A 16,297-nucleotide genomic window follows, 5' to 3' on the forward strand; every position below is an offset into this window, starting at 1 on the left:
ATAAGCATTGCTGTGCCCTATTTAATGATAAAGCAGTAATGACATTAAACGCCATATGGAATTAATATATTATTTACAAAAACATAACAATGGTGTCCAATGCATTACACCCTCATTATTCTATGTCTGGCCTTTGCTTCTGTAAGTTATTCCCAAGAAGTTAAGATACAAAGTAATAGTAGTAATACTTCTTTACCCTATAAATTGTTAACCCAAGCAATTGAGCGAGCGGGTTTAAGCTACTCGCATCCATATAATAACTTTAAAGATATTACCGATGCTCGAATGTTAAACGACTTACAAAATAAGCAGCTTGACGTTATCTGGAGCATGACTTCAAGACAATTAGAGGAAGATTACCAAGCCGTTTATATTCCTTTGTTTCGTGGCTTACTTGGCATGCGAGTAGCATTAGTGAAAGCACAAAATCGCGAGCTGTTTAGCTCGGTAACTAGCTTGCAAGATTTAAAGCGCTACACCGCAGGGCAAGGTAAAACCTGGCCAGATACGAAAATATTAAAAGCGAACCAACTGCCCGTTGTTACCACATTAAAATACCCTAACTTATTCCCAATGCTTGAGGGTGAGCGCTTTGATTATTTCCCACGTGGTGTAAATGAACCTTGGGATGAAATTGCCAATCATTCGGAGCTTGACCTCATTGTTGAGCCGCACTTGATCATAAAGTACACCGCACCTCTTTACTTTTTCGTCAATAAAAACAACCTTACACTACACCAACAACTAAGCGATGCCCTTAACGAGATGATCGATGATGGCACTTTTAACGCGATGTTTTTGGCAGACAGCCAAGTACAAACTGTTTTATCAAAAGCCAACTTGAGCTCGCGTCGCGTCATTGAGCTTGAAAACCCAACGTTATCGTCGAACACACCAAATAAAAATAGCCCTTTGTGGTTTAACCCATTTCAATGAGCGCATAATGAAATCACTAAAATATAAAATGACCTTGGCACTGTCTTTGTGCCTTTTCTTAAGCGTGATCTTCGTGATCAGCGCAAACTATCTGCTCGCAAAGTCGAGTCAAACACAACAATGGCAAGACGACATCACAGCCCTTAATGAGCAACTGCAGGTTATTTTAGCTGAGCCGGTATTCTCTTATGATGAGCCGTTAATCAATCAGATTATTAAAGCCTTTTCGCAAAACAAACATATACATAGCATTTCAGTGACAGACCATCGTAATAAGCTTCTTGCCTCAATCATCAAACAAAGTAACAGCGCATCGGTTAGCAAAACTATTGATTTGCACTATTTAGATAATTTAATTGGCCACATTAAAATTGGTTATTCACAACAAGCGCTGCATAGCACCATTGCTAATTCGACACGCACTATGTTTATTACCCTGCTGGTCTCATTTATCACCCTAGGTACCGTGATTATTTATATCGTGCGGCTTTTAGTGATAAAACCAATCGATAGCGTAAACAGCCTTGTTGATGAAATTGTCAAAGGTGAAGGCGACCTTACAAAACGTATTAGCTATCAATCTAATGATGAAATTGGTTACTTGGTTAATGGCTTCAACCGATTTATAGCGCAAGTACAAGAAATAATTACAGAGTTAGGCAGCACTGCCAGCGAACTTGAAATGATTGCCAGCACAGTAAACGAAGCATCTGTTCGCTCAAAAAATGAGGCCGAACTTGGATACAACCGCACTGATTCAGCAACCAATGCGCTTAGTCAGTTAAGTGAAGCAACCAAAGAAATTGCTCAAGGAGCCAACCAAACCGCGCAGCAAACAACCGATGTACATCGCTTATGCCAACAAGGCGAACAAAACATGAATGCCAATGGCAATATTGTTGATGAGTTAACTGCACAACTAGACCACACTTCAAATGTAGTTAAACAATTAAACGCCAGCAGCAATGAAATTAGCCAAGTGCTCGATGTTATAAAAAGCATTGCCGAGCAAACCAATTTGCTGGCTCTAAATGCTGCTATTGAAGCGGCTCGTGCTGGTGAATCTGGTCGAGGCTTTACCGTGGTCGCCGATGAAGTAAGAGCGCTTGCTAGTAAAACCTATGATTCAACATCTGAGATTGAGTCGATTATTGTATCGCTACACAATAATACTTCTGATTGTGTAACCGCAACGGAGCAAAGTAAGTCACTGAGTGATAAAGTAAGCCAAGCGAATCAAAAAAGCCAAGCAGTGTTTAAAGATATTGCTAAACAAATCAATACCATTAATCAAATGAACGAGAGCGTGGCAGCAAGTTCTGAAGAGCAAACCAGTGTCACCGCTGATATATTAAATACTATGCAGCTTATTAACCAAGGCGCTAAGAGCCTATCACAAGAAGCTCAGCACCTTGATAACACCATAGGCCAGCTCAATGAATTAGAACGCGGCATCGTTGCTAAATTGGGTTTGTTTAAATACTAAAAGCCATGATCCCCTGCCACGCAAGTTGCAGGGAAAGCACCGTTAACACTAAACGAAAAATCTTTTTAAATTTATCTGACGAAATGCGGTGCAATAACTTAAGGCCAAGCCAAGTGCCTAAAGCACCGCTCAATATCATGAGCATAACCAGCGGCAACCACTGCCAAAATGCAAACCCCACAGCCCCATATAAAATCGCTTTTAAGGTATGTTGTACTGTCATGCAGCTTGAAAAAGTGGCGGTAAATTTAAGCTTATTATAATTATTGACATATAAGCAGCTGCCAACCAATGGCCCACTTGCCCCTACAAACATCGAAATAAACGTGGTCCAAAGCCCAGCGAGAACACGCCATAACTTTGAGGTTTCTCTGAGCTTTGGCGTCACACCCCACAGTAAATAAAGCACAAAGGCAGCGACCACTATTTTCATTAATTCAAGGGGAATTGATGTGACAATCATTGAGGCAACCAGCGCACCTAAGACTCCCCCTAGTGAGAAGTACACAAACATAGCACCATCAATATGTTTAAAGGTGAACAAAAAGCGGTTTGCATTAGAGCCTAACTGCACTAACCCATGGACAGGAATAACCACACTCATAGGAAGCATGGATGCCATGATCACCAGCAGCATTAATCCACCACCCGCACCAAAAGCCGCTGAAACCATTGAAGTAAAGCCCGCAACCACAATGAGCATGATTGTGCTGATCGGACTTAATAAATCTCCACCCAAAAACTGCCAACTGATCAAATCCATTGTTACGCTTTAAATAGTGTGTTTGAGCTAACGCTATCATGACTCACCACTATTAGCGACTATTTGAAAAGCCCTTTCGACTAAAAGACCATATCAACCAAAAGAGAAGTACCCTAAACTCAAAACTGGTCAGACTTGTTGTTTATTTTGTTAAACCTATGAGTTATAACTATGCCCACAACACAATAAAATTGAAGGCACAGCATGACACTGATGAATGTAAGTACACAAGGATCTGTTGCTATCTTAACTATGACAACAGCTGAAAATCGCCATAACCCTGCTTTTGCAGAGGCTTTTTTAAATTGCCTTGACGAAATCGAACGTAACCCTGAACACAAAGCACTCGTGATCACTTCAAGCAGCGAAAAATCATGGAGCTTGGGCATAGATACCGATTGGCTTATGCCCGCATTAAAAGCACAAAAGTTTGCAGAAGTAAGTGGCTTTATGCACTCGATGGATGCGGTATTTAAACGCCTATTACTCTTCCCAATGCCAGTAATTGCAGCAATTAATGGCCACGCGTTTGGTAATGGCGCCATTTTATCGTGCGCCTGTGATTTTAGATTTATGCAAAGCGACCGTGGTTTCTTCTGCTTCCCAGAAGTGGATTTATCAATCCCGTTTTTACCGGGCATGCTCGCCTTTATTAAAAAAGCCATTCCAGACTATCGTTTTAACGAGATGATGCTAACAGGTCGCCGCGTTACCGCAGGCGAACTTGCCACGGATCATGTTATTGAACAAGCTTGCCCAAACAGCGAAGCTTTATTTAATACCGCCCTCGAATTTGCCAGCCAATTCGATAAAAAGCGTGCGATTTTCGCAGAGCACAAAAAGCGCCTACACAAACACATCATCGACACCATTGATATAGAAAACAAACCGATTATTGATGCCGTTCAGTTGGTTGTTTGATTATAGATTCTGGACTTATTTCGGCGAGTTTTAGAAAAAGTTTTGGCAATAAAAAAGGCCGCTCTGAGAGCAGCCTTTTTCATATTTGGTGGAGCTGGGGGGATTTGAACCCCCGTCCGAAAAGCCTCGACCTTTGGTACTACATGCTTAGTATCGTCTTTTAGTTAACCTTATACAGCTCGGACGAACACGATCTGCAAAGGCGAGGCCGCTTAATTTTAGCCCTTCAACCCCGGCCAGGGTTTCCGTAGCGAGTCCGTGTAGGGTGACACTTCAGAACCGGGTCCACAGACATACACCGGAGAAGTGCTAGCGGGCTATTATGCCGCTAGAGCGTAGTTATCGTCGTTTGCGATTACTTTAAATTGCGGCTTTTTTACGAGGCCAACCGCACCTCGACATGCACCTCGGGCGTCTTGAATTCCGTCGAATCCTAATCAGCCCCTGAATTTGGTATCTCATTCAGAGTGTTCGTGCAGTATAACTGAGTAGCCTGTTCAGACTCAAGGCATTAATCGGGAAATTTTTGCTAAGTGCCTTTGACTGCTGAAATTTCAAGCAGGAAAAGTCAGTTTTATACATATTTTCACATTTTAATCATACAAATCCTTAACATAGTACAAAAGTTGTGCTGAAATAGGAAACGTTGTTACCCTTCTCCAAAAATAACCTGTAACAACACATAACTATAATAACAGGCAGTTTTTTACAGGGCTTTTCAGATGTCGATGTTTTCATTCGATGAACAAAGTGGCTATGTCTCTTTGTGTGAGCATCCTAGGGATGCGGGTTTTCCTACTACGAGTTCTCAATTAATTGAATTACTTGAGCAGTCGCCTTATGCCAACTACGAATATATTGATGCCAATATAGGTAAGCTGTTCATCCCTAGCAGCCAATATCAAAGCCAATCGTTAGTGGTTGCTAAAGCCGTTGATGCTCAGCTTGAAGTAAAAGTCGATGCTAAAAACATGGTGGTTGAAGCAAGCCTAACAACAGCCCGTGGCGGTAAAATTGTTAGCATGGATATGGCGCAAGAGGTGCTTGCAGAGGCGGGAGTGATTAAAGGCATTAGTTTACGTGCCCTTGATACTTTTTTAGGCCAACAATTTAAGCAACCACCCGGCGCCCATTACAGCGCAATTGTTGCCCATGGCAGAATGCCTAAAGAAGGCACTGATGCTAAATTCGTGCGCTTATGCTCAACAGCACAAGACCGCGTTCTTAGCCCGCAAGCGACCTCTGGCGGTAAAGTCGACATGCGTAATTTAGGTGCCATTATTACCGTTAAACCCGGCACGCCATTAATGCAACGAGTGCCTGCAACACCCGGTGAAGATGGCTTTACGGTGTTTGGTGATGTGATGCCAGCTAAGTCCGGTAAAGACTTACCTCTTGAGCCATTTGAAGGAACGCGTATCGATCCAAACAATAGCAATATGTTAATTGCCGATGCTAAAGGCGTGCCTGTTGCCCTACCCCGCGGTATGCGCGTGGACGATGTATTGTGCTTTCATCATGTTGATGTAAGTACAAACGCCATGTCGAATTTGATGGCAGTGTCATTATCAGCGGTGATGTAAAAGATGGTATGCGCGTCAAAGCAACGGGTGATATCACTGTATTAGGCTTTGTTGAATCAGCCACAATTGAAAGTAAAAGTGAAGTCACCGTCATGCTTGGGGCTGTTGGCAGAAAGCGTGAAAACGTTGAAAACTTTACCTGTAACATCACGGCTTCGCGCACTATCTCTGTTGGTTATGCTCAGTACTGCCATATAAAAACAGAGCAAGATTTATTCATTGAACGTCAGGCTTTGCATTGTGATTTAAGCGCTCGTCGACTTATTCGCGTTGGCAAAGCCAATAACCCGCGAGGCAAAATTATTGGTGGCAATATTTTAGATGCAATGCGAATTGAAACTGGCGAGCTTGGTGCGCCATCAGGCACTAAAACACGGGTTTTCATTGCTCAGTACTGGCATGATTTACGCCAAAAGCAGCAGCAAATTAATGACTTTGAAAAGTTATTAGCGACCAAAGCAGCTGCCTTACAGCAAGCACGCAAAAAGGCCAATAAAATACCCGACCCAGCTCAACGGGCGCATTATATTAAAAAGAATCACTGCTAGTGAGCAGCAGATTAAAATCAAAACAGCCAGCACAAAGAAAAAGAAACACTTAGTAAAAATTAAGATTGCGCGCTTATTAGCAACAAGCCGCTTAAAAGTGAATGAATTAATGCATCCTGGGGTGGAGCTTAAGATAGCGCAAGAGAGTAAACAGTTTTCACGTATTTACCCTCCTAACATGGTACGATTTTTTGAAGGTAAGATCACTCAGTCGTTTTAACGGCTGAGTCTTGCTCCTCTTCTGTCGCTTCAGTTTCAGGCAATGGCCAACCGCCGAGTTGTTGCCAGCGATTAACGATTAAACAAAACAGTTCTGCTGTGCGCTCAGTATCATATAATGCTGAGTGAGCTTGTTTATTATCAAACTCAATCCCTGCCGCCCTACACGCTTTAGCTAATACTGTTTGCCCTAGTGCAAGGCCTGCCAATGATGTGGTATCAAAGCTAACAAATGGATGAAATGGCGTGCGCTTAATTTTACAACGCTCAATGGCGGCATTTAAAAAGCCGTGATCAAACGCTGCATTGTGTGCTACTACCACTGAACGCTGACAACCCGCTGCTTTTTGTGCCTTGCGCACGACTTTACAAATTTCTTTAATCGCTTCTTCTTCAGGCACCGCACCACGCAGCGCAGAAAAAGGATCAATACCATTAAACTCAATGGCCGCTTGTTCAATATTCGCGCCTTCAAATGGCTCAACATGAAAATGCACAGTATGATCAATACTTAACACGCCGTCGTCATCCATTTTCAGTACAGATGCAGCAATTTCTAATAACGCATCGGTCTCTTTATTAAAACCTGCGGTTTCAACATCAATCACAACAGGAAAAAAGCCACGAAAGCGTTTTGCGAAAAGAGTTTGTTCAGTATTTTCCATAGTCTTCTTGGTTTGCCAGTGTAAGCTGGCTATTATGTCAAAAACCACGGCTACTCTGCTAGAGTAAATAGTGTGAAATCGCAGATTCTTACTGAGTTTTTAGGCACATTACTTGCTTTATATTAATCAGCTAGCCCTGTGTTTAGTGTGCTAAAGCAATTAAACACAAAAATTGCCAATTATTTGGCATTGATGATTTGTTGGAGAATTACCGTGATGAAGCTTTCATTACTTCCTTTAAGCCTAGGCCTATTAACCTCAGTTGCAAGTATAAATGCGCATGCAGCCATGCGTGAGTATACCGCTAATGCAGATATGTCGAACTGGCAAATGGTTAAAACTTCTCGCTTAGAATGCCAATTAAATCATGATGTTCCTTACTATGGTGAAGCAATTTTCAGCACCACTGCCAGTAAAAATAAAGACGTAAACTTCAACCTTGATATGGTCGTACGCCCAGACAATTACAGTATTGCTGGCCTAAAAGCCGTACCACCTAGCTGGCGTGCAGGTATGCCTGCTCGCGACTTAGCAAATATGAAGCTATTACGTAAGTTTGACGGCGAGCTTGGCAACAAAACCGCTTGGGAAATGCTGACCGAACTTGAAAAAGGTTACCAACCGACATTTTATTACCAAGACTGGCAAAACAGTGCCGATAAAATTGCCGTTGGTTTATCGAGTGTCAACTTTAAGCAAGCTTATTGGGCGTTTTTACAGTGCCGAGATGCGATGCTGCCTTACAGCTTTGAAGATATTTCGTTCACAGTGATGAACTATGAGCCTAATACCAGCAAGCTGACTAAATCATCACAAAAGCGCTTAGATAAAATTGGCGAATACTTAAAGTACGACACCAACATCGAATCTATTTCAATATCTTCTTACACCGACAGCTACGGTGGTCGCTGGAACAACCTCGAATTATCAAAAAAACGCGCTAAAGCGATTAAGGATTACATTGTTAGCTTAGGGGTTGATGAAAGCAAAGTAGATACCGATGGTTACGGTGAAAAGCGCCATGTTGCTAGCAACGACAACATTTTAGACCGAAACAAAAACCGTCGTTTAGTCATTCAAATTGCAAAAATGTAGCCGCCGAAGCGGCTACTAGCTTTAACTCATTTCTACCGACTTCACACGCTTAAAGCGCTTAAGCCACTTATCACCAAACTGAAAAAATGCGAGGCTAATCATAATGATGGTCGCGCCAACAATCAGAGCTTGGTCAATGGGCTCATCATTAAGCAAACCACCTAAAGCAATTGCAAAACTTGGTGTGATCAGGGTTGTTAATGCGACCGTGCTTGCGTTCAACTTCTGCAATACATGAAAATACGCCAGCGCACCAATTAGTGAGCCAAACACGCCTAAGTAAACAATTGAGTACAGTGATTTTGAACTCCACATCTGGCTATTAAGTTGGTCATCTACCAGCAACCAAGTAATAAAAAACAGCGGGGTTACAAAAACCAACGCGCCAAATGTGGTAGCCATTGGATGAATAGCAATTCTTACCCGTTTGATCATCACACCGCTCAAACTAAAAAAGCACACTGCCATAAATACATATAACAGGCCACTAAACTGCTCTACTCCCCCCTGAATATGGCGTTGACTCACTAAAAATAAGCCAATTAAGGCACAGCCTAGGGCGCCAAGCTTAATGGCACTAAACTTAGGCTCGTTTAAGATCTTTTGCGCAAGTAAGCCCGATAAAATTGGCGCAAGGCCAAACATCAATGATATTAACCCTGAAGGCACTGTTTTAGCGGCCATGTAGCTTAATAACATACCGCCAAAAATACCTATACTTGAATAGCCATAAAGGAATAAAGCACGGCGATGCCAGGGCACTCGGATATTGGCAACAGCAACGACAAACGAAGCCAACACCAGCCCCACCAGCATGCGTAAAAACACAGCCAGGGTTGGTGCTACCGTTTCACTACTCCAAACAATACCCAGTGGTGTTGTTGACCAAATCACCACCATTAAAAAATATGAGGCTTTAACAGGCACTAGCTTATTCCTTTAAAAAGGCGAAAAAAGCGGAAGAAAATTTAAAAGGGAAATAACCAACCGCTTAGAACGCGGTTAGTAAAACTTACTTAATTAACCGCAGCAAATAACAGACCATACGACTGATGAGGTCAGGCGCATACAATTGTTTGTTGGTCGTTGGTTTAGCTGCATCATGGTATTTAATAAAGTAAGTTGAAGAAGCTTAAGAATCCGCCTAAATGGTGATTTTGTCAACACGAATACTCATGCTATTTGGCAAAAAGTTATTTGCTGATTTCAACTGCCTGTTTGCACATGTAAATCATAGGTTACATTTAATTTCTTTGATTTATAACAAAACTATTTAAGTTTTGTTAAACAAGTTATATCTTGCTTGCCTCTCACGAAGTTTAAGGGGCAAAAAGTGCTTAAAAATAAAACAATAGGTAGCATGTTAATTGTTGCTGGCACCACCATAGGTGCAGGGATGCTGGCATTGCCTATCGCCTCCGCAGGGCTTGGTTTCACAACAGCGTTATCACTTATCTTACTTACATGGGTTTTAATGACCTACACAGCATTACTGATGCTAGAGCTACATCAATATGCCGACAGAGATGCAACCCTCAATACGTTAGCTAAGTCATGGTTAGGTAAACGTGGCCAATGGGTCGCTAACTTTTCAGTGATGTTTTTGTTTTACGCATTATGCGCTGCGTATATCGCAGGTGGTGGTGCGCAATTACAAGAAAAGCTCAACAATGGTTTATCGCTTTCTTTAGCGCCGCAAGTTGGCTCAGTTATTCTGGCTGTTGTGATTGGTACTGTGGTAACACTCGGTACCAGCAAAGTCGATAAGCTTAACCGCGTACTGTTCACGATTAAAGTATGCGTACTAGCCAGCTTATTTTATATGCTTACACCTTATGTTCACGGTCAACACTTACTTGAAATGCCGATTGAACAAGGTCTGATTTTATCTGCAATCCCGGTGGTGTTTACCTCGTTTGGTTTTCATGGCTCTATTCCATCGATTGTGAAATACGTAGGTTTAGATATCAAAACACTTCGTAAAGTAATGGTGGCAGGTGCAGCATTGCCTTTAGTCATTTACATTTTTTGGCAATTACTTAGCCAAGGAATGATGAGTCAAAGTGACTTACTACAAAGCCAAGGGTTACCCGGTTTTGTAAGCAGTGTTGCTAGCATTGCTCACAGCCCACACGTTGCCACTGCTGTGAACATTTTTGCTGATTTAGCGCTGGCCACGTCTTTCTTAGGGGTGAGTTTAGGTTTGTTCGACTTTTTTGCTGATGCATTTAAAAAAGGTGATGGCAGTAAAGATCGTATCAAAACAGCCTTGATCACCTTTATTCCACCGCTAGGCTTTGCGCTATTCTATCCACAAGGGTTTATTATGGCACTTGGCTACGCCGCCATTGCGCTGGTTATTTTAGCAGTGTTTTTACCGGTTGCTATGGTCTATAAGCAACGAAGCAGCAAACCTGATGCGGGTTACCAAGTTAAAGGCGGTAATATTGGCTTAGCATTGGCCGCCCTGTTTGGTGTGCTTATTATTAGTGCTCAAGGTTTACAAATGGCGGGGCTTATTCCAGCGATTGGTTAAACAGCTCATCAAAAAAAGCACCCGAGGGTGCTTTTTTGTACCTGTGTTTAAGGTGTAATGCCAATTCGCTTAATTAAGTAGTCAATTTTGAGGCAAGAAAACCTTGTTGATAACAAGGCAAAAATTTCGTTATTTAGTTGTTCAAAATGAGAAATTTTTAACGCAGGTAGCGACAGGTTTAATCCCTCAAAATGATTAAGTATTATTGCGGATTGGTATAATTAAAATACCATCGCCTTACCGCGGCCAGATGCTTCAGAAGCTGCATCTAATTTACCGTCTTTATTGATGATCACATGCATATCACCAAAATGGCGCTCATCAAGTGTATAACCCATCTTCTCAAGCGCTTTAACAACCTTTGGTTCAAGGTCTGTGTGGTATCTAATCACATTTTTAGGCCATAACTGGTGATGAAAGCGTGGGCTGTCTACCACTTGCTTTGCAGTCATATCAAATTCAACCGCATTTAAAATTGACTCATACACAGAGCTAATAATCGTGGTACCACCCGGAGAGCCAGTTACCATTTTAACTTTGTTATCCTGAAGTAGAATGGTGGGTGTCATTGAGCTCAACATGCGTTTATGAGGTTGGATTTCGTTAGCTTTACCACCAATTGCACCAAATACATTCATCACACCGGGTTTGGCACTAAAGTCATCCATTTCATCATTCAAAATGAACCCTGCGCCCGATACAACCACGCCGCTACCGAAGCTTAAGTTGATGGTCGTGGTATTCGCAACGGCATTGCCCCACTTATCTAGAATAGAAAAATGCGTTGTTTGCTCACTTTCGTGTAAACCAGGTTTGATGTTCTCGGTAGTTGAAATGGCATCTGGGCGAATTGTACTTGCACGATTACTAAGATAATCATCTGCAAGTAGAGCTGTTTTTGGCACCTCATAAAAATCTGGGTCACCTAAATATTCAGCTCTGTCGGCAAATACGCGTTTACCTACTTCAGCCAAAATATGAACATAGGTGGTCGAGTTGTGCTCAAGCGTTCCTTTTGGCTTTGCCAAGTCGTACATTTTTAGCCATTGTAAAATAGCAATACCGCCTGAACTTGGCGGTGGCGATGTGAGCACTTCGTAACCGCGCCAATTACCTTTAATCGGTGTACGCGATTTAGCTTGATAAGCTTTTAAGTCTTGCTCAGTAATAATGCCGCCGTGCTGCTTCATAAATGACGCTATGATCTTTGCTGTCTCACCTTCGTAGAAACCAGCTTTACCTTGATCACGAATTCGTTTCAGTGTGGCGGCAAGTTCCGGCTGCTTAAATACCTTATTTGCTTTGGCATCGGCAAAGTAATCAGCAAAGTTAATGTTCACCGACTTTTTGGCCATTCGCGCAATGTAACGCTCGATACTCGCAGCTAACTTAGGGTGCACAATAAAGCCCTGTTCAGCTAATTTAACTGCAGGTTCTAGCAGAGTCTTCCACTCTAAGCTGCCGTACTTTTGATGGGCAAGCCACATACCAGCAACACTGCCCGGAACACCACTTGCGTGAATACCATACACAGACATGTTATCAATAACATCGCCTTTATCATCAAGGTACATATCGCGATGAGCTGCAGCAGGGGCTGTTTCGCGGTAATCAATAAAATCACCTTTGCCATCTTTTTGGATCAGCATAAACCCGCCACCACCAATGTTACCGGCTTCAGGTAAAGTAACCGCTAATACAAACTGTGCCGCAATTGCCGCATCAACGGCGTTGCCGCCTTGCTCTAAAATAGCGCGCGCCGTATCACTGCTGTAACTATCTGGCATAGCGACGGCCGCTTGCTTTGCAAAGCTTGATGGGTGAAAGAATATCGCGGTAACGATAAATAGATGTGCCGCGTATTTGACTAAACTTGCCATGGTACTTCCTTTTTCTTGATGTTATTTTAACCATTTAGACATGTGAAACCCATAAGGTCAATTAGTTACGATTAACTTAGCTAAGCTGCTCTTTAGGACATGAATAAAGTACTGCAGGTAATTCACCTTGCTCATCTTGATGGGTATAGTTTTTTACAAACTTAAGGCCCAGCTTTTCCATCACCTTTATTGAGCCTAGGTTATCTTTAAGTGCTGTGGCACTGAGCGACTTTACTTCTTCTGGCTCGCTTACGGCTTTAGCAATGGCAAGTGCTGCCTCAGACGCATAGCCTTTGCCCCAGCTCATTCTTTTAAAGCGCCAGCCAATTTCTAAATCACTAAAATCAGGTTGTTCAAAAAAGCCCATGGGCCTGACTAATACCCAACCGATAAAGGTATTGCTCTCTATGATGTTTACTTGCCAAAGCCCCCAGCCTTTTTGCTCATTTCGATACGCATTCAAGCGCGGAATAAACACCTCTTTAATGCTCTGCATACTGGATACTTTGCCGCGAGTGAGATGTTTCATTACCTCAGGGTCGTTATCGAGCTCATAAAGTAGCTCGGCATCATTTTCATCCATTAACCGAAAACTTAATCGTGCTGTTCTAGCTATATTCATTTTTTATTGCTTATACTGCTTAATAGTTAATTAACCATTAGAGAAAAATATGAACAAATTAGCAAGCTTAGTTTTATTAGGCTGTATTGCCTTAACAGGTTGTGAAGATGCAGAGCAAGCCAAGAAAGATGCCAGCGAAGCAAAAGAGGAAGTAAAGCAAGCGCTAAATGATGCTTGGAGCGACGTAAAAGACGCCACCAATGAGTTTAACGACGACTCACTGCAAGAGTTACTCGAAGAAAGTAAAAAGATGGGCTTAAGCATGTATGATGACGGTAAAGAAATTGCCTTAGATGCATGGATTGAGAGTAAAGAAGCGGCTGGTGAGCTTTCTGAAAAAACCAAACAAAAAGCAAAAGAACTGGCTGAAGAATTAAGAGAAGCGCGCGAAAAACGCGAGCAAGAGAAAAATAATTAAAAAGAAAGGGCAAGTATTTACTTGCCCTTTTTTGTTAGTAATTAAAGCTCAAATTCTTTTTTGAATTTTAAGCCAAATTCACTGCGGTCGTTGCTGCGCATTACGCCAACAAAACCAGATTGTTGTAAACGACCCACATCGTATACTTCGTTTAACACGTTCTCACCGTAAAAAGTCACTTCAAAGTCACCGTTCGGGTTTAAGTAAGAGATGTTAAAGCCAACTAATTCACGAGAATCAATGTGTTCACTTTGGTTGTAAACTGATTGACCTTGCATATCGCTACGGTATGAGTAGTTAGCGTTTACTGCCACTGTGCCACCGTTACTTAAATCGATGAAATAAGAAGGTGCGACCATCACAGTCCAACGTGGTGTTAGTGCTGGTGAGTCGCCTTTACCAATACCTAATACACCGTCATCTACTTCTGTGATTTCTGAATCTAGGTAACCAATTGCGCTACGAAGCGTAAAGTCATCTGTAAATGCAATTGTTGTTTCAAGCTCGATACCTTGTGCTTTAGACTCACCCGCATTTTCTACGATAGTAACGAAACCGCCACCTGCAGTTGGATCTGAGAATGGTAATGCTAGGTCTGTGTAGTCAGTAACAAACACCGCAAGCATCATAGATACGTCTTCGTGTACTTGACCTTTAAGGCCTAGCTCGTAGTTAATTGCTTTTGTTTCATCGAAAGAAACAAATTGATCAGGACCACCAAATGGACGCGGTGGGAAACCACCTGTTTGATAACCTTTTTGGATTTGGCCATACACGTTCATGTTATTGCTAAGCTGGTACGACGCATTTAAATCCCATGTTACCGCATCAAAATCAGCACTTACGTATTTACGTGTCGCAAACGTTGGGAATAAGGCATCGGCTTCTTTTTTATCTTTCGAATAACGAAGACCACCGCCCACAGTTAAATCGTCGCTTAGATCATAGCTTGCATTGATATAAGCTGCGTATGAGTTAGTTTCTTGGTTGATATCAAAGTAACCGTAATCACCAAAAGACGCTGTAGTACCATCATTCAGAAGACCATCAGGTGTGTTGAATGGGCTAAATACAAACGGACCAGAACTTGTGAAGCCATCTTCATTAAAGAAGTATAAGCCAGACACAAAGTCCATATTATCGAAGCTACCATTTAACTGGATTTCGAATGAATATTGATCTGCACCGCCTTCTTCAGGGAACTCTGATAAGTTAAGGGCAACAGCGTCATCATCAAGACCCCCTTCGTATTCTGAGCTACGGTAGCTTGTGATAAACTTAGCTGTATAGGTGTTATTGATATCCCAATCAGCTGTTAATGAAGTACCCCAGCCTGAGTAAGCCGTCGACTCAATACCCGCTACCGTCGTTGCTAAATCATCAGGATCGCTCGGTAACATGTCTTCTGTAAGTAATGGGAAATCACCATTGAATGGGTCATTCGGGTCAAGTGGCGCCGTTAGCTCAATTGTGTATGGTGATTGGCCTGATTCGTTATCAACACCATCAATAGAGAACACAAAAGATAAGTCGCTGTTTGCTTGCCATTTAAGCGCCATACGACCACTTAACTCTTGCTCTTCACCAATTTCTTTATCTGGGTTAGCAAGGTTAATCGCTTCACCTACACCATCGCGTTGTTTATAAGACACGCTTGCCGACATGCTTACAATGTCTGTAAGGCTGTTATTAAAGTAAACGTCACCGGCTAAACGACCACGGCTACCTACTTTTGCATTTGTAGTCACAATGCCTTCATCACCCGGTTGCTTAGTAATAATATTTACTGCACCACCTAATGTGTTGCGACCATACAAAGTACCTTGTGGACCACGTAATACCTCTACACGCTCAACATTTGGTAATGATAAGTTAGAGCCCATTTGGCGACCAAGGTAAACGCCATCTAAGTAAACACCTACACCCGGATCAGTTGTGATCACATGGTCTTGTAAACCAATACCACGAATAAATACAGATGCATGTGCCGCATTACCTACACCGTAACGAGTGATGTTTAGGTTAGGTACGTATTTGCCAATGTCTTCTAGGTTACTCATGTTCGCTTTATCAATCAGGTTTTCACCGATTGATGTCACTGCTGTTGGCGACTCAAAAATGCTTTCTGTACGCTTACGCGCTGTTACTTCGATTTTTTCGAAAGCATCTTGTTTAGCAGTAATTTTTTCTTGCTCAGCAAAGGCTGAAGTAGATAATGCAGCAACAATAGCTACAGTTAACTGTGAGAGGTGACGTAATTTCAATTAAAACTCCAAAGGATACCGTGTGTGTGTATTTTTACCCGTAAATTTCAGGCATAAAAAAAGACGCTTAGGTGTAAGCATCTTTCCTCTGGAGGGGTATTATATGTCAGTTTTGTGAAAATATGTATAATTTTTTTATCTAAATACTCAAATAAGCCATGTCAAATCGCAATAAAGTGGCATAAACACAGAAAAATAAACAAAAACAAACATGATAATATTTTATGACACCCAAAAAATTCATTAAAAAAACAAAAGTAAAATAAAATTCTCAAAGTTAAACAATATCAATAACATGGGATAAACAAAGGCAAAATTTCAACATCTCTCCGATGTTATAAAATGTTTAGCCAAAATAAAA

General features: G+C 41.8%; 13 protein-coding genes, 1 other RNA gene and 1 pseudogene. 8 read left to right on the forward strand and 7 right to left on the reverse strand.

Features of this window, described 5'->3' with window-relative positions:
* Positions 1-99 precede the first annotated feature (99 nt).
* Positions 100-936 (forward strand): substrate-binding periplasmic protein, encoded by an 837-nt coding sequence (locus ACRWSG_RS02815; protein ID WP_235376877.1) that lies wholly within the window; start codon positions 100-102, stop codon positions 934-936.
* Between the two features lie 7 nt (positions 937-943).
* A complete protein-coding gene (locus ACRWSG_RS02820; RefSeq protein ID WP_138601600.1) occupies positions 944-2,422 on the forward strand; it encodes a methyl-accepting chemotaxis protein in 1,479 nt (492 codons plus the stop codon).
* Here ACRWSG_RS02820 and ACRWSG_RS02825 read toward each other — a convergent pair.
* A complete protein-coding gene (locus ACRWSG_RS02825; RefSeq protein ID WP_462165563.1) occupies positions 2,412-3,185 on the reverse strand; it encodes a sulfite exporter TauE/SafE family protein in 774 nt (257 codons plus the stop codon). The genes ACRWSG_RS02820 and ACRWSG_RS02825 overlap by 11 nt on opposite strands.
* Before the next feature lie 204 nt (positions 3,186-3,389).
* On the opposite strand from ACRWSG_RS02825, the gene ACRWSG_RS02830 reads away from it, so the two are divergent.
* Positions 3,390-4,106 (forward strand): enoyl-CoA hydratase/isomerase family protein, encoded by a 717-nt coding sequence (locus ACRWSG_RS02830; RefSeq protein WP_175082110.1) that lies wholly within the window; start codon positions 3,390-3,392, stop codon positions 4,104-4,106.
* A gap of 86 nt (positions 4,107-4,192) precedes the next feature.
* On the opposite strand, the gene ssrA is transcribed toward ACRWSG_RS02830, so the two are convergent.
* Positions 4,193-4,551: a transfer-messenger RNA gene (ssrA, locus tag ACRWSG_RS02835) on the reverse strand.
* A 277-nt stretch (positions 4,552-4,828) separates the two neighbouring features.
* Between ssrA and ACRWSG_RS02840 the strand changes: the two genes are divergently transcribed.
* Positions 4,829-5,689 carry a flagellar assembly protein A gene (locus ACRWSG_RS02840; protein ID WP_462165564.1) on the forward strand — a complete coding sequence of 287 codons (861 nt, stop codon included), beginning with the start codon at positions 4,829-4,831 and terminating at the stop codon, positions 5,687-5,689.
* A gap of 8 nt (positions 5,690-5,697) precedes the next feature.
* Positions 5,698-6,457 (forward strand): annotated as a pseudogene (locus ACRWSG_RS02845) (FapA family protein).
* Here ACRWSG_RS02845 and rnt read toward each other — a convergent pair.
* Entirely contained in the window at positions 6,441-7,121 is a 681-nt protein-coding gene (rnt, locus tag ACRWSG_RS02850) for a ribonuclease T (protein WP_138601594.1), read from the reverse strand. The pseudogene ACRWSG_RS02845 and the gene rnt overlap by 17 nt on opposite strands.
* 216 nt (positions 7,122-7,337) lie before the next feature.
* On the opposite strand from rnt, the gene ACRWSG_RS02855 reads away from it, so the two are divergent.
* Positions 7,338-8,216, forward strand: coding sequence for a flagellar protein MotY (locus tag ACRWSG_RS02855; protein WP_462166883.1), 879 nt, complete (start codon positions 7,338-7,340; stop codon positions 8,214-8,216).
* A gap of 21 nt (positions 8,217-8,237) precedes the next feature.
* Here ACRWSG_RS02855 and ACRWSG_RS02860 read toward each other — a convergent pair whose 3' ends face one another.
* The gene (locus ACRWSG_RS02860) at positions 8,238-9,143 is read right to left on the reverse strand and encodes a DMT family transporter (protein WP_462165565.1); all 906 of its coding nucleotides are present in this window, start codon (positions 9,141-9,143) and stop codon (positions 8,238-8,240) included.
* A gap of 406 nt (positions 9,144-9,549) precedes the next feature.
* On the opposite strand from ACRWSG_RS02860, the gene ACRWSG_RS02865 reads away from it, so the two are divergent.
* A complete protein-coding gene (locus tag ACRWSG_RS02865) occupies positions 9,550-10,752 on the forward strand; it encodes an aromatic amino acid transport family protein (protein ID WP_082389182.1) in 1,203 nt (400 codons plus the stop codon).
* 221 nt (positions 10,753-10,973) lie between these two features.
* On the opposite strand, the gene ggt is transcribed toward ACRWSG_RS02865, so the two are convergent.
* Positions 10,974-12,632: a gamma-glutamyltransferase gene (gene ggt / locus ACRWSG_RS02870; protein ID WP_462165566.1), complete on the reverse strand. Its 1,659-nt coding sequence runs from the start codon at positions 12,630-12,632 to the stop codon at positions 10,974-10,976.
* 76 nt (positions 12,633-12,708) lie between these two features.
* A complete protein-coding gene (locus tag ACRWSG_RS02875) occupies positions 12,709-13,254 on the reverse strand; it encodes a GNAT family N-acetyltransferase (protein WP_138601588.1) in 546 nt (181 codons plus the stop codon).
* A 49-nt stretch (positions 13,255-13,303) separates the two neighbouring features.
* Here ACRWSG_RS02875 and ACRWSG_RS02880 point away from each other — a divergent pair, with 49 nt between their 5' ends.
* The gene (locus ACRWSG_RS02880; protein ID WP_138601586.1) at positions 13,304-13,672 is read left to right on the forward strand and encodes a hypothetical protein; all 369 of its coding nucleotides are present in this window, start codon (positions 13,304-13,306) and stop codon (positions 13,670-13,672) included.
* 41 nt (positions 13,673-13,713) lie between these two features.
* Here ACRWSG_RS02880 and ACRWSG_RS02885 read toward each other — a convergent pair whose 3' ends face one another.
* Positions 13,714-15,936, reverse strand: coding sequence for a TonB-dependent receptor (locus ACRWSG_RS02885; RefSeq protein WP_462165567.1), 2,223 nt, complete (start codon positions 15,934-15,936; stop codon positions 13,714-13,716).
* Positions 15,937-16,297 lie beyond the last annotated feature (361 nt).

It is taken from the genome of Pseudoalteromonas sp. GB43, assembly GCF_054923805.1.

Bases quoted from the DNA above. Each gene is read 5' to 3' on its own strand.
- ACRWSG_RS02815 (WP_235376877.1), top strand. From the start codon at position 100: ATGCATTACACCCTCATTATTCTATGTCTGGCCTTTGCTTCTGTAAGT.
- ACRWSG_RS02820 (WP_138601600.1), top strand. From the start codon at position 944: ATGAAATCACTAAAATATAAAATGACCTTGGCACTGTCTTTGTGCCTT.
- ACRWSG_RS02825 (WP_462165563.1), bottom strand. From the start codon at position 3,185: ATGGATTTGATCAGTTGGCAGTTTTTGGGTGGAGATTTATTAAGTCCG.
- ACRWSG_RS02830 (WP_175082110.1), top strand. From the start codon at position 3,390: ATGACACTGATGAATGTAAGTACACAAGGATCTGTTGCTATCTTAACT.
- ACRWSG_RS02840 (WP_462165564.1), top strand. From the start codon at position 4,829: ATGTCGATGTTTTCATTCGATGAACAAAGTGGCTATGTCTCTTTGTGT.
- rnt (WP_138601594.1), bottom strand. From the start codon at position 7,121: ATGGAAAATACTGAACAAACTCTTTTCGCAAAACGCTTTCGTGGCTTT.
- ACRWSG_RS02855 (WP_462166883.1), top strand. From the start codon at position 7,338: ATGAAGCTTTCATTACTTCCTTTAAGCCTAGGCCTATTAACCTCAGTT.
- ggt (WP_462165566.1), bottom strand. From the start codon at position 12,632: ATGGCAAGTTTAGTCAAATACGCGGCACATCTATTTATCGTTACCGCG.
- ACRWSG_RS02875 (WP_138601588.1), bottom strand. From the start codon at position 13,254: ATGAATATAGCTAGAACAGCACGATTAAGTTTTCGGTTAATGGATGAA.
- ACRWSG_RS02880 (WP_138601586.1), top strand. From the start codon at position 13,304: ATGAACAAATTAGCAAGCTTAGTTTTATTAGGCTGTATTGCCTTAACA.